14 protein-coding genes are annotated in these 16,546 nt (G+C 47.3%); 1 reads left to right on the top strand and 13 read right to left on the bottom strand.

Translation table 11 applies throughout. The features are described from left to right. Positions 1-7 precede the first annotated feature (7 nt). Complete coding sequence (locus ACGF5R_RS03475; protein ID WP_112877589.1) at positions 8-1,069, top strand: alpha-xenorhabdolysin family binary toxin subunit B; 1,062 nt, start codon at positions 8-10, stop codon at positions 1,067-1,069. Positions 1,070-1,221: 152 nt separating this feature from the next. Here the strand turns inward: ACGF5R_RS03475 and nuoN are convergent, their stop codons facing one another. From nuoN to ACGF5R_RS03410, 13 genes are all read right to left on the bottom strand, one after another. Then, a complete protein-coding gene (gene nuoN / locus ACGF5R_RS03470; RefSeq protein ID WP_113042499.1) occupies positions 1,222-2,679 on the bottom strand; it encodes an NADH-quinone oxidoreductase subunit NuoN in 1,458 nt (485 codons plus the stop codon). A 6-nt stretch (positions 2,680-2,685) separates the two neighbouring features. Continuing rightward, on the bottom strand, positions 2,686-4,206 hold the full coding sequence (nuoM, locus tag ACGF5R_RS03465) for an NADH-quinone oxidoreductase subunit M (RefSeq protein WP_262980858.1): 1,521 nt from the start codon (positions 4,204-4,206) through the stop codon (positions 2,686-2,688). A 20-nt stretch (positions 4,207-4,226) separates the two neighbouring features. Then, positions 4,227-6,074, bottom strand: coding sequence for an NADH-quinone oxidoreductase subunit L (nuoL, locus tag ACGF5R_RS03460; protein ID WP_113042495.1), 1,848 nt, complete (start codon positions 6,072-6,074; stop codon positions 4,227-4,229). After that, on the bottom strand, positions 6,071-6,373 hold the full coding sequence (gene nuoK, locus ACGF5R_RS03455; RefSeq protein ID WP_011147297.1) for an NADH-quinone oxidoreductase subunit NuoK: 303 nt from the start codon (positions 6,371-6,373) through the stop codon (positions 6,071-6,073). The genes nuoL and nuoK overlap by 4 nt, the downstream gene beginning before the upstream one ends. Further along, positions 6,370-6,915 carry an NADH-quinone oxidoreductase subunit J gene (gene nuoJ, locus ACGF5R_RS03450; RefSeq protein ID WP_011147298.1) on the bottom strand — a complete coding sequence of 182 codons (546 nt, stop codon included), beginning with the start codon at positions 6,913-6,915 and terminating at the stop codon, positions 6,370-6,372. The genes nuoK and nuoJ overlap by 4 nt, the downstream gene beginning before the upstream one ends. Positions 6,916-6,927: 12 nt before the next feature. After that, complete coding sequence (gene nuoI, locus ACGF5R_RS03445; RefSeq protein WP_112877597.1) at positions 6,928-7,470, bottom strand: NADH-quinone oxidoreductase subunit NuoI; 543 nt, start codon at positions 7,468-7,470, stop codon at positions 6,928-6,930. 14 nt (positions 7,471-7,484) lie between these two features. Continuing rightward, positions 7,485-8,462, bottom strand: coding sequence for an NADH-quinone oxidoreductase subunit NuoH (gene nuoH, locus ACGF5R_RS03440; protein ID WP_011147300.1), 978 nt, complete (start codon positions 8,460-8,462; stop codon positions 7,485-7,487). Then, a complete protein-coding gene (nuoG, locus tag ACGF5R_RS03435; RefSeq protein ID WP_387689764.1) occupies positions 8,459-11,185 on the bottom strand; it encodes an NADH-quinone oxidoreductase subunit NuoG in 2,727 nt (908 codons plus the stop codon). The genes nuoH and nuoG overlap by 4 nt, the downstream gene beginning before the upstream one ends. A gap of 75 nt (positions 11,186-11,260) precedes the next feature. After that, positions 11,261-12,625 (bottom strand): NADH-quinone oxidoreductase subunit NuoF, encoded by a 1,365-nt coding sequence (gene nuoF, locus ACGF5R_RS03430; RefSeq protein WP_112877598.1) that lies wholly within the window; start codon positions 12,623-12,625, stop codon positions 11,261-11,263. Then, on the bottom strand, positions 12,622-13,170 hold the full coding sequence (gene nuoE, locus ACGF5R_RS03425) for an NADH-quinone oxidoreductase subunit NuoE (protein ID WP_262980855.1): 549 nt from the start codon (positions 13,168-13,170) through the stop codon (positions 12,622-12,624). The genes nuoF and nuoE overlap by 4 nt, the downstream gene beginning before the upstream one ends. Before the next feature lie 2 nt (positions 13,171-13,172). After that, on the bottom strand, positions 13,173-14,972 hold the full coding sequence (nuoC, locus tag ACGF5R_RS03420) for an NADH-quinone oxidoreductase subunit C/D (RefSeq protein WP_387689762.1): 1,800 nt from the start codon (positions 14,970-14,972) through the stop codon (positions 13,173-13,175). A 117-nt stretch (positions 14,973-15,089) separates the two neighbouring features. Next, positions 15,090-15,764, bottom strand: coding sequence for an NADH-quinone oxidoreductase subunit B family protein (locus tag ACGF5R_RS03415; protein ID WP_112877604.1), 675 nt, complete (start codon positions 15,762-15,764; stop codon positions 15,090-15,092). A 17-nt stretch (positions 15,765-15,781) separates the two neighbouring features. After that, positions 15,782-16,231 (bottom strand): NADH-quinone oxidoreductase subunit A, encoded by a 450-nt coding sequence (locus ACGF5R_RS03410; RefSeq protein ID WP_011147306.1) that lies wholly within the window; start codon positions 16,229-16,231, stop codon positions 15,782-15,784. Positions 16,232-16,546 lie beyond the last annotated feature (315 nt).

Below are 16,546 nucleotides of genomic sequence, written 5' to 3'. Positions count from 1 at the left end.
TATTAAAATGACTGACGTCATCACTTTCCCTCAGAAAACGATCATTTATCCAGAAATTAACGTAAAAACTTTGAGTCAAGCGGTGAAAAACATCTGGCGTTTAACGCATCAGCAAAAATCAGGCATTGAAATTATTCAAGAAAAAACTCTACGGATAAGCTTATATAGTCGTGATATCGACGAAGCCGCTCGCGCCTCTGTACCTCAACTACAAACTGTTCTGAGGCAACTCCCGCCGCAAGATTATTTCCAGACCATCATCGAAATTGATACCGCTTTGGAAAATACCGAATTGGATGACGAAACACGAAATACCCTGTTGGAAGCACGTTTAGAGCAAGTACGCAGTTTAAACAAAGATGTTAAAAACGTCATTTCCAGCTTACACGAAGAAGCTAACATAATGACCAGCAAAATTGCCGACGTTAGTAATGTCGTTATTTTAGAACGTCTGGAAGAGCGCCTGAAAGAAGAACAGGAAAGAAAAGAAGAGCTGCAAGCCGATATCACGCAGAAAGAGCAGGATAAGACCAAATTAATCCCAGATCGCGACAAGCTCATCGAAAGCCAAAATATTATCCGTCAATATAATCTGGCCGATATGTTTAAGGATTATATTCCCGATGTCAGTGAACTGGACAAACTGAATCTGGCTAGCCCCAAAAAAGAACTCATTAAACAAGCGATCAAACAAGGAATTGAGATCACTAAAAAGATTCTGAGTAATATCTCCACAGGACTAAAATATGTTGAGCTAGCTGATGCTAGAATCAAATTGGATAAACAAATCGCTCAATTAACCACAGATTGCGACGATTTAAAAACTCAGTTAAAAGGCGTGGAACAACGGATTACCGGTATAGCTGATGTGCATCAAATCGACAAAGAACGCACTACCCTATTACTCCAGGCAACTCAACTGGAACAAGTATGGAACATCTTTGCCAGACAATTACAGGAGACCATAGATGATCAAACCCGTCAGCAAAACCTGACTAAACTCATACACGATCAACTAGACTACCTTGACAATCTGGAATCACAATATAGCGGGCTTCTAGTGAAATAAATATGGCTTATCCCCTGATCTTTGATCTCCATCAGGCAATTGAAACACTGATCAGGGAGAAGAAAGCGTTATCAATAAATTGCAATAACCCGGTAAGGATGATCTTACCGGGTTTTTATATTCCAAATAATCCGTAACAACTGACTGGCTATTTAGAGAATAATTTTCGCTTGCTGTATCACATCAATCAGCGGTTGAGGCCAGATACCTAGCGCTAACACCAATAATGCAGAAATCAGAACAACCATCCCGCCGGCAGTCGATGCCCAGTTCCTTGGCGTGTCACGGTTAAGGGCCTTCGGCGCAGGTAGATACAGACTGACCATGACCCGCAGGTAGTAATACAAACCGATAGCACTACCCACAACCACAGCCCCCGTCAGCCACCACAGTTCCGCTTTCACACCCAACACAATGACGTAGAACTTACCAATAAAACCGAACGTCATTGGGATCCCCGCCAGTGACAACATCATCACCGTCATCACCGCAGACAGAATAGGTTTATGCCAAAACAGGCCACGGTATGAGTAGAGGGAATCTGCATCCGGCCCTTTATATGGGCTGGACATGAGGCTAACAACGCCAAATGCGCCAATACTGCTAAACAGATAACCTGCCAGATAGATACCGACCGTTTCTTCTGAAAGCTGGTGGTTCTGTACCGCCACCAGCGCCACCAGCAGATAACCCAAGTGAGCAATAGAAGAGTAACCAAGCAGCCGTTTGATATTTGTCTGGGTCAGCGCCATCAAGTTACCGAACAGCATAGAAGCAATTGCAATAACGGTTAATACCGTACGCAGTGCTTCACTATCCGCCATTGGTGCTTCAACAAACAAACGCACTACTACTGCGAAAATCGCTATCTTACTGGCTGTTGCCAGAAAGGTGGAGACCGGAGCAGGCGCTCCCTGATAAACATCCGGTGTCCAGAGATGGAAAGGCACCAGTGATAATTTAAAGCCAAGGCCAACAACCAGCATACCCAAGCCTGACAGTATCAAAGGTTGATAGATATAGCTGTCAGACAAACGATGCCCCAGTGCGGCAAAAGAGAGATCGCCTGATTCCGCATATAACAACGCTATACCAAACAGCATGAAAGAAGAGGCTGCCGCAGACAGCAGCATATACTTGATAGCCGCTTCCAGAGAGCGTTTCTGACGATATGCATAACCAATCAAGCCAAACAGCGGTAAAGTTAATAACTCAATACCGATAAACAATGATGCCAGGTGGTTTGCACACGCCAGAAGAATCCCGCCCACTGTCGCAATCAGCACCAGCAAATAAAACTCTTCTTTGTTATCTGGGTAATTTTCTAACCAAGAATAGGCGAAAGTCGTCGTTGCTAAGCTTGCAACCAGTACAAGACCGATATAGAGCATAGCATAGCGATCCACATGAACCAGTGGAGTGACATCCATCGCTTCTTGCTGTCCGACAAAATAGAGAGACAGCAGAGCCAGATTCAAACCTATCACGGTCAGAGTGGTATTAATAAAGTGATCGCGTCGCCACGCAATGGACAGCATCACAACGACTACCGTCAATCCGACGATCAACAGCGGTAACAGCGCGATCAGTTGTTGAGGAGTTATTGTCATGGCGAATTACGGCCTTGTAGTTGAAATTGAAGCTGAATACCAGGTCTGGATGTTATCCATCGCTGCCGCTGAAGTATCAAGGATAGGTTGTGGGTAGAAGCCCATCACCACCAGTAATATCAACAGCACCATTACAATGGATACTTCTCGCATATCCATTCGTCTTAGTGGTTCATCTGATTTTGATTCACCGTAGTAAGCACGCTGCATCATATACAGAGCATAGACAGAGGCAAAGACCAGACCAAACACAGAAATCGTTATAATTAACGGAAATTCACTAAAACTACCAAACAGGATCATAAATTCACCGACGAAGTTACCGGTCCCCGGCATCCCTAGTGTCGCCACAGCAAAAGAGAGCGATAACGCAGGCAAGAACTGCACACGTTTCCACAAACCACCCATAAGATTCATATCACGGGTATGTAAGCGCTCATAAAGCTGCCCACAGAGAATAAACAGACCTGCGGCTGACAGACCATGAGCAATCATCTGAATAATTGCCCCTTGGTAAGCAAGCTGGCTGCCAGAATAGATCGCGATTAACACAAACCCCATATGAGAGATACTGGTATAAGCAATCAAGCGTTTGATATCTGTCTGGCTGAATGCCATCCATGCGCCATAGAAGATCCCAAGCACACCGAACCACATCGCAATGGGAGTAAACTCATGAGAAGCTTCCGGGAACAGTGGCAAACCGAAACGCAACAGACCATAACCTGCGGTTTTCAGCAAGATACCCGCCAGGTCAACAGAACCCGCTGTTGGTGCCTGACTGTGCGCATCAGGTAACCACCCATGTAAAGGCACTACTGGCATTTTTACAGCAAAAGCAATGAAGAAACCGAGCATCAGCAAGTATTGAACGGTATGTGACATTGGTGTATTCAGCAGCTTTCCATAGCTGAATGTCCACTCACCTGTCCCGTTATAGTGAACCAGTACCAGCGCCATAATCGCAATTAACATCACCAAGCCACTCGCCTGGGTGTAAATGAAAAACTTGGTCGCTGCGGTGATACGGGTTTTACCGCCTGAGCCTCGGTGCCCCCACAGTGCAATCAAGAAGTACATCGGCACCAACATCATTTCCCAGAAAAAGAAGAATAGGAACATGTCGATAGCGAGGAACACCCCCATCACACCACCCAAGATCCACAGCAGGTTCAAGTGGAAAAAGCCCTGATATGGCTGATTTTCCGTCCATGAACAGAGAATAGCCATCAGCCCCAGTAGTGCGGTCAACACCACCATCAGCAACGATAAGCCATCCAGAGCAAGGTGAATACTGATACCAAAACGTGGGATCCATGGCATAAGAAATTCCTCTTGCCATTGAGGGATCCCTTGCGGATTCACCAAGGTATAGTCCCCCAGCAACCACAGTTGCAGAGAGAGCACCAGAGTCAACCCCATCGAAATTAACGCGATCCAACGCGGTACACGGGTACCGAAGCGTTCAGCCTGCCAACTCAACAGGCCACCGATGAAGGGCATAAGAATTAGCCAAGGTAATAGCATGGCGCAATGTATCCCTTAAATTAAACCAGTAGCAGCAGAGCTAAAACCAGCACTGCACCCAACCCCATAGAGGCAACGTACCAACGGACCTGTCCATTTTCACTCAGACTAAGACCTTTGTTACTCCAGCGTGATAACACCGCAGGAATATTCATCAATGAATTTAGCGGATCGTTTCGCAATACATGTGTAATGTTCTTGAACGGCTTAACAAATACCCAATCATAGAGAACATCAAAACCCCAAGCATTAAACCACCATACGGAGAAGAAACGCCCCGGAGCACTTTGTGCCACACCATTCACTAACTGACGTTTACCCAAATACAGTGCCATTGCCAGCAAAATACCCGCGACAGCGATCACACCAGAAACCACTTCCAAGGTCATTTTTCCTGTGTGATCCGTTGCATGGCTTCCCGGTAATACACCCGCCAATGGTGGCACAATTAGTGCGCCCACAAAGGTGGAAAGCACCAGCAATACCAGTAACGGCAGGTGATGGGTGATACCCTTAACAGGATGAGCTTTTGTTTTCGCCTCACCGTGGAATACAATGAAAATCATACGGAAAGTATACAAAGAGGTCATAAATGCCCCCGCCAGACCAGCTAGCATAAGGTTGATATGACCATGTGACATTGCTCCCCACAGAATTTCATCTTTACTGTAGAAACCCGCAGTGACAATTGGCAACGCTGATAACGCCGCGCCACCTACCAAGAAGCAGGCATAAACCAACGGAATGGATTTACGCAATCCTCCCATTTTGAAAATATTCTGCTCGTGGTGACAGGCCAAGATGACAGAACCCGATGCCAGGAACAACAGCGCCTTAAAGAAAGCGTGAGTCATCAGGTGGAAGATTGCTGCATCCCACGCCTGAACCCCCAACGCCAGGAACATGTAACCAATCTGGCTCATGGTTGAGTAAGCCAATACACGCTTAATATCGGTTTGTACTAACGCGGCAAAACCTGCCAACACCAGCGTGACAGCACCGACAGTGCCAACCAGTTGCAGGATTTCCGGCGCCATCAAGAATAGGCCGTGACTACGTGCAACTAAGTAGACCCCAGCGGTTACCATCGTTGCAGCATGAATCAACGCAGAAACTGGCGTTGGACCGGCCATCGCATCGGCCAACCAAGTTTGTAACGGCAACTGGGCTGATTTACCTACTGCTCCCCCCAATAACATCAAAGTCGCCCAGGTAATCACCGAAGAACCGGCTTCCAGATGCTGTGGAGCTAAAATCGCCAACTCGCGGAAGTTCAATGTTCCCAGATTGTCATACAAAATGAACATGCCGATAGCCAGGAAGACGTCACCCACACGGGTAACGACAAAGGCTTTCATTGCTGCGGCGCCATTCGCCGGATTGGTATAGTAGAAGCCAATCAGCAAATAACTGCACAGCCCCACCCCTTCCCAACCGAGATACATCAGCATCATGTTATCTGCCAGAACCAGTATCACCATGCTGGCAATAAACAGGTTGGTATAAGCGAAGAAACGGGAATAACCCTCTTCACCGCGCATATACCACGAGGCATACATATGGATCAGGAAACCAACACCCGTTACCACACTCAACATGGTAAGTGATAAACCATCAAGAACCAGAGTGAACGGAATACTGAAATTCCCAACTTCCATCCAGTTCCACAGGTTCTGACTGTAAACCAGATCACCTGCGCCATTCTGACTGTTGAAATCGATAGCTACCCATAAGGTAACCAACGCAGCCAAACCAACAGAACTAATCCCGATGGTAGCTGATGTATTTTCAGACCAGCGGCCACGGGAAAATGCCAACAGCAAAAATCCCAGCAGTGGCAGCAGAATTGTTAAATAGAGTAAGTTCATCCGCGCATCTCACTGACTGTATCAATATTCAGATTCTGGCGACGACGATAGAGCTGCAATAACAGCGCCAAGCCAATACTCGCCTCTGCCGCCGCCAAGCTGATAGCCAAAATAAACATCACTTGACCATCTGGCTGGCCCCAATAGCTGCCTACCACAACAAAAGCCAGAGCTGCAGCATTAATCATCACTTCGAGCCCAATTAACATAAACAACAGATTACGGCGGATGATGAGCCCGGTCAGGCCCAACACAAATAGAATTGCCGCCAAAATCAGTCCATGTTGAAGAGGTATCATGGTTGTTCCTCCGCATTTCGGTTGCTGAGCACTTCACCCTGTTTGTGTTCACGGCCAATGTGATACGCCACCACCATACCGGCAAGCAACAGCAAAGAAGCCAGTTCAACGGCCAATACATACGGACCAAACAAACTGATACCCACTTCTTTGGCACTGACAACTTCACCCGTGATATTGTCGGCAATATCCCCATGAGAAACATTGATAATGGTATACACCAGCACAACAAGCAGCATTGTTGACAGTATTCCCGGACCAATCCACGTCCGCGGTTTCAACCAAACACGCTCCTGTTCAACAACAGATTTGCCAAGGTTAAGCATCATCACCACGAAAACGAACAGCACCATAATAGCCCCGGCGTAAACGATGATCTCTAGCGCACCGGCAAAATAAGCGCCCAGCGAGAAAAACACCGCTGAAAGCGCCAGCAGAGAAACGATCAGATACAAAAGCGCATGTATCGGATTGGTATGGGTAATTACCCTGATAGTTGCCAATATGGCAATCAGCCCAGCGGTATAAAACGTAAATTCCATGAATATCGCTCCTTACGGCAACAGGCTTTTAACGTCGATAGGTTTCGCTTCATTGTCGGCTTCACCTTTTGATTTGCCGTCAATTGCCACACCTGTCTTACGGTAAAAATTATAATCAGGATATTTACCCGGACCTGAAATCGTCAGGTCCTCTTTTTCATATACCAAATCCTGACGCTTAAATTCCCCCATTTCGAAATCAGGCGTTAATTGGATCGCAGTAGTCGGGCAAGCTTCTTCACATAAGCCACAGAAAATACAACGTGAGAAGTTGATGCGGAAAAATTCTGGATACCAACGACCATCTTCATGTTCAGCCTTTTGCAGTGAGATACATCCCACTGGGCAAACAGCCGCACACAGGTTACAGGCAACACAACGCTCTTCACCGTCCGGATCGCGCGTCAACACAATACGGCCACGGTAACGGGGTGGCAGATAAACCGGTTCCTCTGGATACATTTGGGTTTCGCGCTTATGAAAGGCATGCAAGCCAATCATCCAAATACTGCGTACCTGGGTGGCAAAACCAACCACTAACTCTTTCAATGTCATGGTTCATTCCCCCCTTATTGAGCGTTGTACAAAATCACTGCCGCAGTCGCCAGCAGGTTAAGTAAGGTCAGCGGCAGACAGATTTTCCAGCCAAACGCCATCACCTGGTCATAACGCGGACGCGGTAAAGAGGCACGTATCAGGATGAACATCACCATGAAGAATGCCGTTTTCAACGCAAACCAGACAAACGGCGGCAGGAACGGACCATGCCAACCACCAAAGAACATTGTCACAATCAGGGCAGAAACCGTGACAATACCGATATATTCACCAACGAAGAACAGGCCGAATTTCATACCGGAATATTCAATATGATAGCCATCAGCCAGCTCCTGTTCTGCTTCCGGCTGGTCAAATGGATGACGGTGACACACCGCCACACCCGCGATAGCAAAAGTCAAGAAACCAAAGAACTGAGGAATGACATTCCACATATGCTCTTGTGCATTGACGATATCCACCATATTGAAGGAGTCCGCCTGCGCAACAACACCCATAAAAGAGAGACCAATAAACACTTCGTAACTCAGTGTCTGCGCAGAAGCGCGCATTGCCCCCAGTAACGAGTATTTGTTGTTACTTGACCATCCAGCAAACAGCACCGCATAGACAGCCAGACCCGCCATCATCATGAAGAACAAAATGCCGATGTTCAGATCAGCGGCCATCCAAGTCGGCGTGATCGGCACAATGGCAAATGCCAGCAACAGAGAAACGAAACCAATCACCGGTGCCAAGGTAAAGATCATTCTGTCCGCAAAACGGGGTACCCAGTCCTCTTTGAAGAACATTTTGATCATGTCAGCGACGATCTGTAACGATCCGCCCCAACCTACGCGGTTAGGCCCATAACGGTTTTGAAACAGCCCTAGCAAACGACGTTCACCAAAGCTCATCAATGCCCCACAGACAACAACCACTACCAGTATCACCACTGCCTTCAGAACAGCGATCAGCACATCAATAATTTCGGGGGTTAACCAACTCATTGTGCAACCTCCCGCAGATTATTCACGGAAACACCGGCCAATACCGGAGGAATACCCGGCATTCCCATTGGCAAACCGATCTGCCCTTGAGCAAGATTTTCACTCAGACGAACTGCCAGACGCAGTTGCTGACCAAAACAATCAAACTCCAGAACAGAACCCGTTTTCACACCTAATTGATCCGCATCTTTGCTATTGAGCATCACATAAGGCTCCGGCATGCGTTCCTGAATCACATCGGAACGTTGAGTTAACTCTTCACTACCAAACAAATGATGGTAAGGAGCCACTGTCCATTGGTTATTTTGTGCAGTAAATGCTGTCGGAATCTGATCAAAATAGTTCAAACCGCCGTCAGTGGTTTCAATCAGACGCACACCAGGATCGCCAAAGCGCAGATGACCACCTACCTCCGCCTGGAATTTGTTCCAAGCCTGTGGTGAGTTCCAGCCCGGCGCCCATGCAAATGGCACCTGCTGACGATGGGCATTAGGACTATTGTTACCTTCCATTGAGAAAGCAAATGGCGAATCGACATCCTGCGGCTGACGTTGCTCATGTACGCTGAGATTCGCCAACATAGCAGTACGACCACTGTAACGGTGTGGTGAACGAGCCAGTCTCTGACCACGGATGCGGAACGTAGAATCAGGCGCGGCATCAACAATGCCTTTAAGCTGTGGCATTGCTTCAACACAGGCATCAATCACATGGTCAAGCTGCGTCCAATCCAAATGACGTTCAGCATACGTTGTATGCAAGGAGTGCAACCAACGCCAACTCTCCAGCATCACCACCGATTTGTCATAGAAAGAGGGTTCGAAAACTTGGAAATAACGCTGAGCCCGACCCTCCTGATTCACCAACGTGCCGTCACTTTCTGCAAAGCTGGAAGCTGGCAGAATCAAATGGGCTTTATCCATGATAGCAGTGCGTTGATGGTCAACCACAACCAGGTTTTTCAGATTATTCAGTGCATCGTCTACCTTATCTGCTGCGGCATGCCGATAGAGATCATTTTCCATCACAATAGCCGTATCAGATTTACCACTACTTATACGTTGCAGAGCAACATCCAGTGGCTGAGCCTCCATCATTGCCAATCCAATACTATTCGCATAGATTGCAACAAACGACAAACCGACATCTGAACCTCGGTCTTTCAGTGCCCAGGCAATATTAGCAGCTGCTTGAATAATCGCATCACTGCCGACGTTACTGCCGCTGATAATCAGCGGTTTCTTAGCGCCAATCAATGCTTGCGCAACCATATCCACTTTGGCTCTCAATTCGTCAGGCAAATTCTCGACGGCCGGCGCCGTGTTATCCAATGCATGAGCGACTGCAAAACCAAAACGAGCCTGATCATCAACCGGCGCACGATAATTCCACGCTGCGATATCATCCAGATGCGTATCATCCACGTTAGTTACAAACAGAGGATATTTGGCACGCTGACCAATATTCATCACAGCGGCAATCTGCCAATCAGCAACTTTCTGAGCAGCAGCCATTTCGCGGGCTTTACCTTTCACAGCCTGACGAACCGCCAGTGCCATCCGGGCACCGGTTTGCGTTAAATCTTCGCCTAAAATCAATACCGCATCATAGCTTTCAATTTCACGCAGCGACGGTGTATAAACACCACCCTGTTGCAGAATTTCCAGCATCATATCAAGGCGTTGTTGTTCAGCCGCAGCAATCCCACTATAGAAGTTTTCCGCGCCAACCAGTTCACGTAGTGCAAAGTTGCTTTCCAGACTGGCGCGTGGAGAACCGATACCGATGGCATTTTTGGCCTGACGCAAAATATCCGCCCCACCCTGCATGGCCTGTTCAGCGTTAAGCGAGATCCAATGATCACCACGCAATTGCCGTGGCTGGCGAGGGCGATCTTTACGGTTGACATAACTGTAACCGAAACGACCACGGTCACACATAAAATAGTGGTTTACCGTACCGTTATAACGGTTCTCGATACGGCGTAATTCACCATAACGCTCCCCGGGGCTGGTATTACAGCCAATGCTACACTGTTGACAGATACTTGGCGCAAACTGCATATCCCATTTACGGTTATAACGTTCAGAATGGGTTTTATCAGTAAATACCCCGGTTGGACAGATTTCTACCAGGTTACCGGAGAACTCGCTTTCCAACGTGCCACTTTCAGGGCGACCAAAATAGATGTTATCGTGAGCGCCATAAACACCAAAATCAGTGCCGTCGGCATAATCTTTGTAGTAACGTACGCAACGATAACAAGCAATACAGCGGTTCATTTCATGAGAAATAAACGGCCCCAATTCCTGATTGTTATGAGTACGCTTAGTAAAACGGTATTTACGGAATGTATGACCGGTCATCACAGTCATATCCTGTAAGTGACAGTTGCCCCCTTCTTCACATACCGGGCAATCGTGCGGATGGTTAGTCATCAACCACTCAACCACACTCTCACGGAACTGTTTAGCCTCTTCATCATCAATAGAGATAAAAGTGCCATCCGTTGCCGGAGTCATACAGGACATTATCAGACGACCGCGCGTATCATCCGCATTTTGATATTGCTTCACCGCACACTGGCGGCAAGCGCCAACGCTTCCAAGCGCTGGATGCCAGCAAAAATAAGGAATATCTAACCCCAAAGAGAGGCAAGCTTGTAACAGGTTATCAGCCCCGTCTACATCATATTTTTTGCCGTCTACATGTATCGTAGCCATAGTCAGCATGCTTCCAAATGACCTGCTTTTCAGCAAGTGTTAATCAAAAATTCTGCTAATTTCGTGAAGAACCCATTACCAACGCTGCTTTAACAGGTTTGACTGGATACCCGCAATGAAATGGGTGTTCCCATAGTCTTTAGTCACAATTCCAGCTTCGAATTCATCACGGAAATATTTGATGGCACTCTGTAGTGGTTCCACGGCCCCTGGTGCGTGAGCACAGAACGTATTACCTGGCCCAAGGAAACGACAGAGCTGCTCCAACGTTTCAATATCCCCGGGTTGCCCTTCCCCACGTTCTATTGCACGCAGGATTTTTACGCTCCACGGCAACCCGTCACGACATGGAGTACACCAGCCGCAAGATTCACGGGCAAAGAATTCTTCGAGATTACGCGTCAACGAAACCATATTAATTTCATGGTCAACTGCCATTGCCAAGGCCGTGCCCAAACGGCTGCCCGCTTTAGCAATATTTTCGAAATCCATTGGCAGATCCAGATGTTCAGCAGTCAGGAAGTCAGTTCCTGCACCACCGGGCTGCCATGCTTTGAATTTCAAGCCGTCACGCATACCGCCAGCATAATCTTCAAGAATTTCACGAGCAGTCGTACCAAATGGCAGTTCCCACAAGCCCGGATTTTTCACCCGACCAGAGAAACCCATCAGTTTGGTACCGGCATCTTTACTCTTGCCTGCACTTAAACCGATATACCACTCTTTACCGTATTCGAGAATTGAAGGAACGTTGCACAAGGTTTCAACGTTGTTAACGCAAGTAGGTTTACCCCATGCGCCGGAAGTGGCTGGAAATGGCGGTTTTGAACGAGGATTCGCTCGGCGACCTTCCAATGAGTTAATCAGTGCGGTCTCTTCACCACAGATATAACGCCCCGCGCCGGTATGAACAAACAACTCAAAATCAAAGCCGCTGCCCATAATGTCTTTACCCAACAAACCTGCAGCCTTAGCTTCTTCGATGGCTTTACGCAGATGCACAGCCGCTTCCACATATTCACCACGCAGGAAGATATAGCCACGATAAGCTTTCAGGGCAAATGCACTGATCAACATCCCTTCCACCAGCAAATGAGGAAGTTGCTCCATCAGCAAGCGATCTTTGTAGGTACCTGGCTCCATTTCATCTGCGTTACATAGCAGATAACGGATATTCATGCTTTCATCTTTTGGCATCAGGCTCCACTTCAAACCAGTAGAGAAACCTGCACCGCCACGGCCTTTCAGCCCTGCGTCTTTTACCAGAGAAACCACTTCATTTGGGGACATGCTTTTCAGTGCTTTCTCAGCACCTCGATAACCATTTTTGCTACGGTACTCATCCAACCATACCGGTTGTTTGTCATCACGCAATCGCCAAGTAAGAGGATGGTTTTCCTCAGTACGAATAATTTCTTTTATTCCTGAATATGCTGTCATGGATACTGCTCCAGTAACTTTTCAATCTCTTCAGGTCTGACAGAACTGTGCGTATCGTCATCGATCATCATCGTCGGGCCTTTGTCACAGTTACCCAGACAACAGGTTGGCAACAGCGTAAAACGCCCATCTTTCGTCGTCTGTCCCGGACAGATATTTAGATGTTTTTCAATTGCAACCTGAACATCTTGATAACCGGTAATATGACAAACCACGCTGTCACAATAACGAATAATATGGCGGCCCACAGGTTGACGGTAAATCTGGCTGTAGAATGTTGCCACACCTTCCACATCACTAGCGGGAATACCAAGCACATCAGCAATCGCGTAAATAGCGCCATCCGGTACCCAACCACGATGCTTCTGTACGATTTTCAATGCTTCTATCGAAGCGGCACGCGGATCTTCGTAGTGGTGTTTTTCATGCTCAATAGCATCGTGCTCTTCGGTGCTCAGCACAAAATCTGCTTTTGCCTGAGACTCTGCTACGTTAACCACATCAAGGCGCGCTTGTTGAGCACTCGCGTTAATTTCACTTTGCATAGTTAGCGATCCACATCAGACATAACAAAATCAATACTGCCCAGATACACGATCAGGTCAGAAACTAAGCTACCGCGAATTACCGATGGGATCTGCTGCAAATGCGGATAACTCGGTGTACGGACGCGGGTACGGTAACTGACAGTACTGCCGTCGCTGGTGAGATAATAGCTGTTGATGCCCTTAGTGGCCTCAATCATTTGGAAAGATTCATTTGCTGGCATTACCGGTCCCCATGACACTTGCAAAAAGTGGTTAATCATAGTCTCAATATGCTGCAAAGTACGCTCTTTCGGTGGTGGCGTCGTCAGTGGATGATCTGCTTTGAATGGACCTTCAGGCATATTGTTCAGACACTGTTTCAAGATTCGCAAGCTCTGACGCACTTCTTCCACTTTCAACATCACGCGGTCATAACAGTCGCCGTTATTACCAATCGGCACGTCGAAATCGAAATTTTCATAGCCGGAGTATGGACGCCATTTACGCACATCAAACGCGATACCCGTTGCCCGCAAACCCGCTCCAGTGGTGCCCCATTCAAGAGCTTGTTTGGAATTATAAGCAGCAACTCCAATAGAACGGCCTTTCAGGATGCTGTTTTTCAGCGCCACTTTCACGTAGGAATCAAGACGTTTGGGCATCCAGTTGAGGAAATCGCGCAATAATCTATCCCAACCACGCGGCAAATCATGAGCAACGCCGCCAATGCGGAACCACGCTGGGTGCATACGGAAACCGGTAATCGCCTCCACCAGATCATACACTTTCTGACGGTCAGTAAAGGCGAAGAACACCGGTGTCATCCCGCCAACGTCCTGAATGAAAGTCGAGATGTAGAGTAGGTGGCTGTTAATGCGGAACAATTCCGACAACATAACGCGAATGGTTTTTACCCGGTCAGGCACGTCAATTCCCGCCAGTTTCTCCACCGCCAGCACATAAGGCATTTCGTTAACACAACCGCCTAAGTATTCAATACGGTCTGTATAGGGAATATAACTGTGCCAAGATTGTCGCTCTCCCATCTTCTCCGCGCCACGATGGTGATAACCAATATCCGGGACACAATCAACAATCTCTTCACCATCCAGTTGCAGAATGATACGAAATGCCCCATGAGAAGAGGGATGGTTAGGACCAAGGTTAAGGAACATAAAGTCCTCATTCTCGGTACCCCGCTTCATTCCCCACTCTTCTGGTTTGAAAGTCAGTGCTTCCATTTCCAGATCTTCTTTCTGTCTGGTCAATTCGAAAGGATCAAATTCTGTCGCACGAGCAGGATAATCCTTCCGCAACGGATGCCCTTCCCAAGTCGGCGGCAACATAATGCGGCGCAGATTTGGATGGCCGTTAAAGACAATACCAAACATTTCCCATGTTTCACGCTCATACCAGTTGGCATTTGGGAACAGAGGAGTTGCAGTCGGGAGATTCAGGTCTTTTTCACTGAGGGCAACCTTCAACATGATATCGCGGTTACGCTCAATAGAAAGCAGGTGATAAAACACAGAAAAATCTGCCTCTGGCAGACCCTGGCGATAAGTACGCTGGCGTTCATCCATGCCATGCAAATCGAATAACATGACATAAGGTTTAGGCAGCTTCTTCAGGAAAGTCATCACTTCCAGTAATTGTTCACGCTTCACCCAGACAACGGGTATACCTGTACGGGTTGGCTGAACAGTAAAGGCATTCGGGCCAAAGTGGTTACGCAGCTCACTCATGACCGGATCATCAAGATGATCATGAGTTTGCCACGCAGGCCGGGCGCTTTCTTGCGCTATCTGATCTATCATCATTTTTCACCACAACGCTTTGATCAGTGTTCGTTTTGATCAGGATTAGTATCGCAACACATTGCTCTGGTTACATTCATTAGGCTACTTTAGTAACGCCTACTGTCTAAAGACAAATTCTTAAACTTCGTCTGGCGTACGCAGATTTTTCACCGCGATACGTTCCCCGTGCTTACGTTCTCTTTCTGACTGCATATTGGCACGGTAAACCCCTTGCTCTCCCACTACCCAAGACAACGGACGACGCTCTTTGCCAATTGACTCTTGTAACAACAACAGAGCTTGCATATAAGCTTCAGGACGGGGAGGACAGCCAGGAATATAAACATCAACAGGGATAAACTTATCGACACCTTGAACGACAGAGTAAATATCGTACATACCGCCAGAGTTGGCACAAGCTCCCATAGAGATAACCCACTTCGGCTCAAGCATCTGGTCATACAGGCGCTGAATAACCGGCGCCATTTTGGTAAAACAGGTTCCAGCGACCACCATAAAATCCGCTTGGCGGGGTGATGCACGTAAAACTTCAGCGCCAAAACGAGCGACATCATGAACAGCGGTAAATGATGTCGCCATTTCCACATAACAGCAGGAAAGACCAAAGTTGTAGGGCCACAGGGAGTTTTTACGTCCCCAATTCACCATATCATGCAGAGCATGCTCCAGTTTGCCCATGTAAACACTACGGTGAACATGCTGCTCCAATGGGTCTGCGACAATTTCCTGTTTTTGCAGGGGATAACGGTCATTCTCACCGTTCGGATCTATGCGGGTGAGCGTATAATCCATCTTTAAATGCCTCGCTATTACTGCGGATGACTATTGTTAATGTTAATCACAACACTTGGTTTACTTACCTGGCGGCTTGAACGAGATGGCGTCCAATTCAGCGCCCCAATACGCACCAGATAAAACAAGCCTGCAAGTAACACCAAAATGAAAATGCTTGCTTCGATAAAGCCTAACCAGCCACTCTCTTTGATAGAGACTGACCATGCATATAAAAACAGAGCTTCAACATCGAAGATGACAAAGAACATAGCGACCAGATAGAACTTGGCCGACATACGGAGACGAGCACTACCGACAGAATCAATACCAGATTCATAAGGGACATGTTTTGCCCGGGCTTTCGCTCTTCCGCCCAAGAAAAATGCCCCTAACAGCATCAAAGCACACAGACCGAAAGCACCTAAAAGAAATACCGCGAATGCCCAGTGATGGGCAAAGAGTTCAGTGGATGTTGACATACTCATTGCTTACTCATCAAAAGTGGTGTCAAAAGTGTCTGCTCTTTTGTCTGGCAGTGTTGCACCACATCGATTCAAGGGAAGGGGTAACAACCAAATCTGAAACACTGTTAATCAATGATTGATGGAGTGAATCTTCTTGGTTTTTACTCCTCTCAACAATATTTTGTCTGTTATGACAAAATTAATCTAACATTTATTTACAAACAACAAACTTAGTCTTAACGAATCGTGCTGCCGCACTGCTAAAACGTGTCAGTCAACTGGCATGCGAACAGTGGCGGCAACTAGTTTAACCGATAATTCGCTTTTACCACATCA

The organism is Photorhabdus sp. RM71S (assembly GCF_042879355.1).
Taxonomy (GTDB): Bacteria; Pseudomonadota; Gammaproteobacteria; order Enterobacterales; family Enterobacteriaceae; genus Photorhabdus; species Photorhabdus kayaii.
Note: the sequence above shows the minus strand (reverse complement) of the source record. Positions and strands in the feature narration are given on the sequence as shown.

Bases quoted from the DNA above. Each gene is read 5' to 3' on its own strand.
- nuoG (WP_387689764.1), bottom strand. From the start codon at position 11,185: ATGGCTACGATACATGTAGACGGCAAAAAATATGATGTAGACGGGGCT.
- nuoN (WP_113042499.1), bottom strand. From the start codon at position 2,679: ATGACAATAACTCCTCAACAACTGATCGCGCTGTTACCGCTGTTGATC.
- ACGF5R_RS03475 (WP_112877589.1), top strand. From the start codon at position 8: ATGACTGACGTCATCACTTTCCCTCAGAAAACGATCATTTATCCAGAA.
- nuoC (WP_387689762.1), bottom strand. From the start codon at position 14,972: ATGATGATAGATCAGATAGCGCAAGAAAGCGCCCGGCCTGCGTGGCAA.
- nuoM (WP_262980858.1), bottom strand. From the start codon at position 4,206: ATGCTATTACCTTGGCTAATTCTTATGCCCTTCATCGGTGGCCTGTTG.
- nuoH (WP_011147300.1), bottom strand. From the start codon at position 8,462: ATGAGTTGGTTAACCCCCGAAATTATTGATGTGCTGATCGCTGTTCTG.
- nuoK (WP_011147297.1), bottom strand. From the start codon at position 6,373: ATGATACCTCTTCAACATGGACTGATTTTGGCGGCAATTCTATTTGTG.
- nuoI (WP_112877597.1), bottom strand. From the start codon at position 7,470: ATGACATTGAAAGAGTTAGTGGTTGGTTTTGCCACCCAGGTACGCAGT.
- nuoE (WP_262980855.1), bottom strand. From the start codon at position 13,170: ATGCAAAGTGAAATTAACGCGAGTGCTCAACAAGCGCGCCTTGATGTG.
- ACGF5R_RS03415 (WP_112877604.1), bottom strand. From the start codon at position 15,764: ATGGATTATACGCTCACCCGCATAGATCCGAACGGTGAGAATGACCGT.
- nuoF (WP_112877598.1), bottom strand. From the start codon at position 12,625: ATGACAGCATATTCAGGAATAAAAGAAATTATTCGTACTGAGGAAAAC.
- nuoJ (WP_011147298.1), bottom strand. From the start codon at position 6,915: ATGGAATTTACGTTTTATACCGCTGGGCTGATTGCCATATTGGCAACT.
- ACGF5R_RS03410 (WP_011147306.1), bottom strand. From the start codon at position 16,231: ATGAGTATGTCAACATCCACTGAACTCTTTGCCCATCACTGGGCATTC.
- nuoL (WP_113042495.1), bottom strand. From the start codon at position 6,074: ATGAACTTACTCTATTTAACAATTCTGCTGCCACTGCTGGGATTTTTG.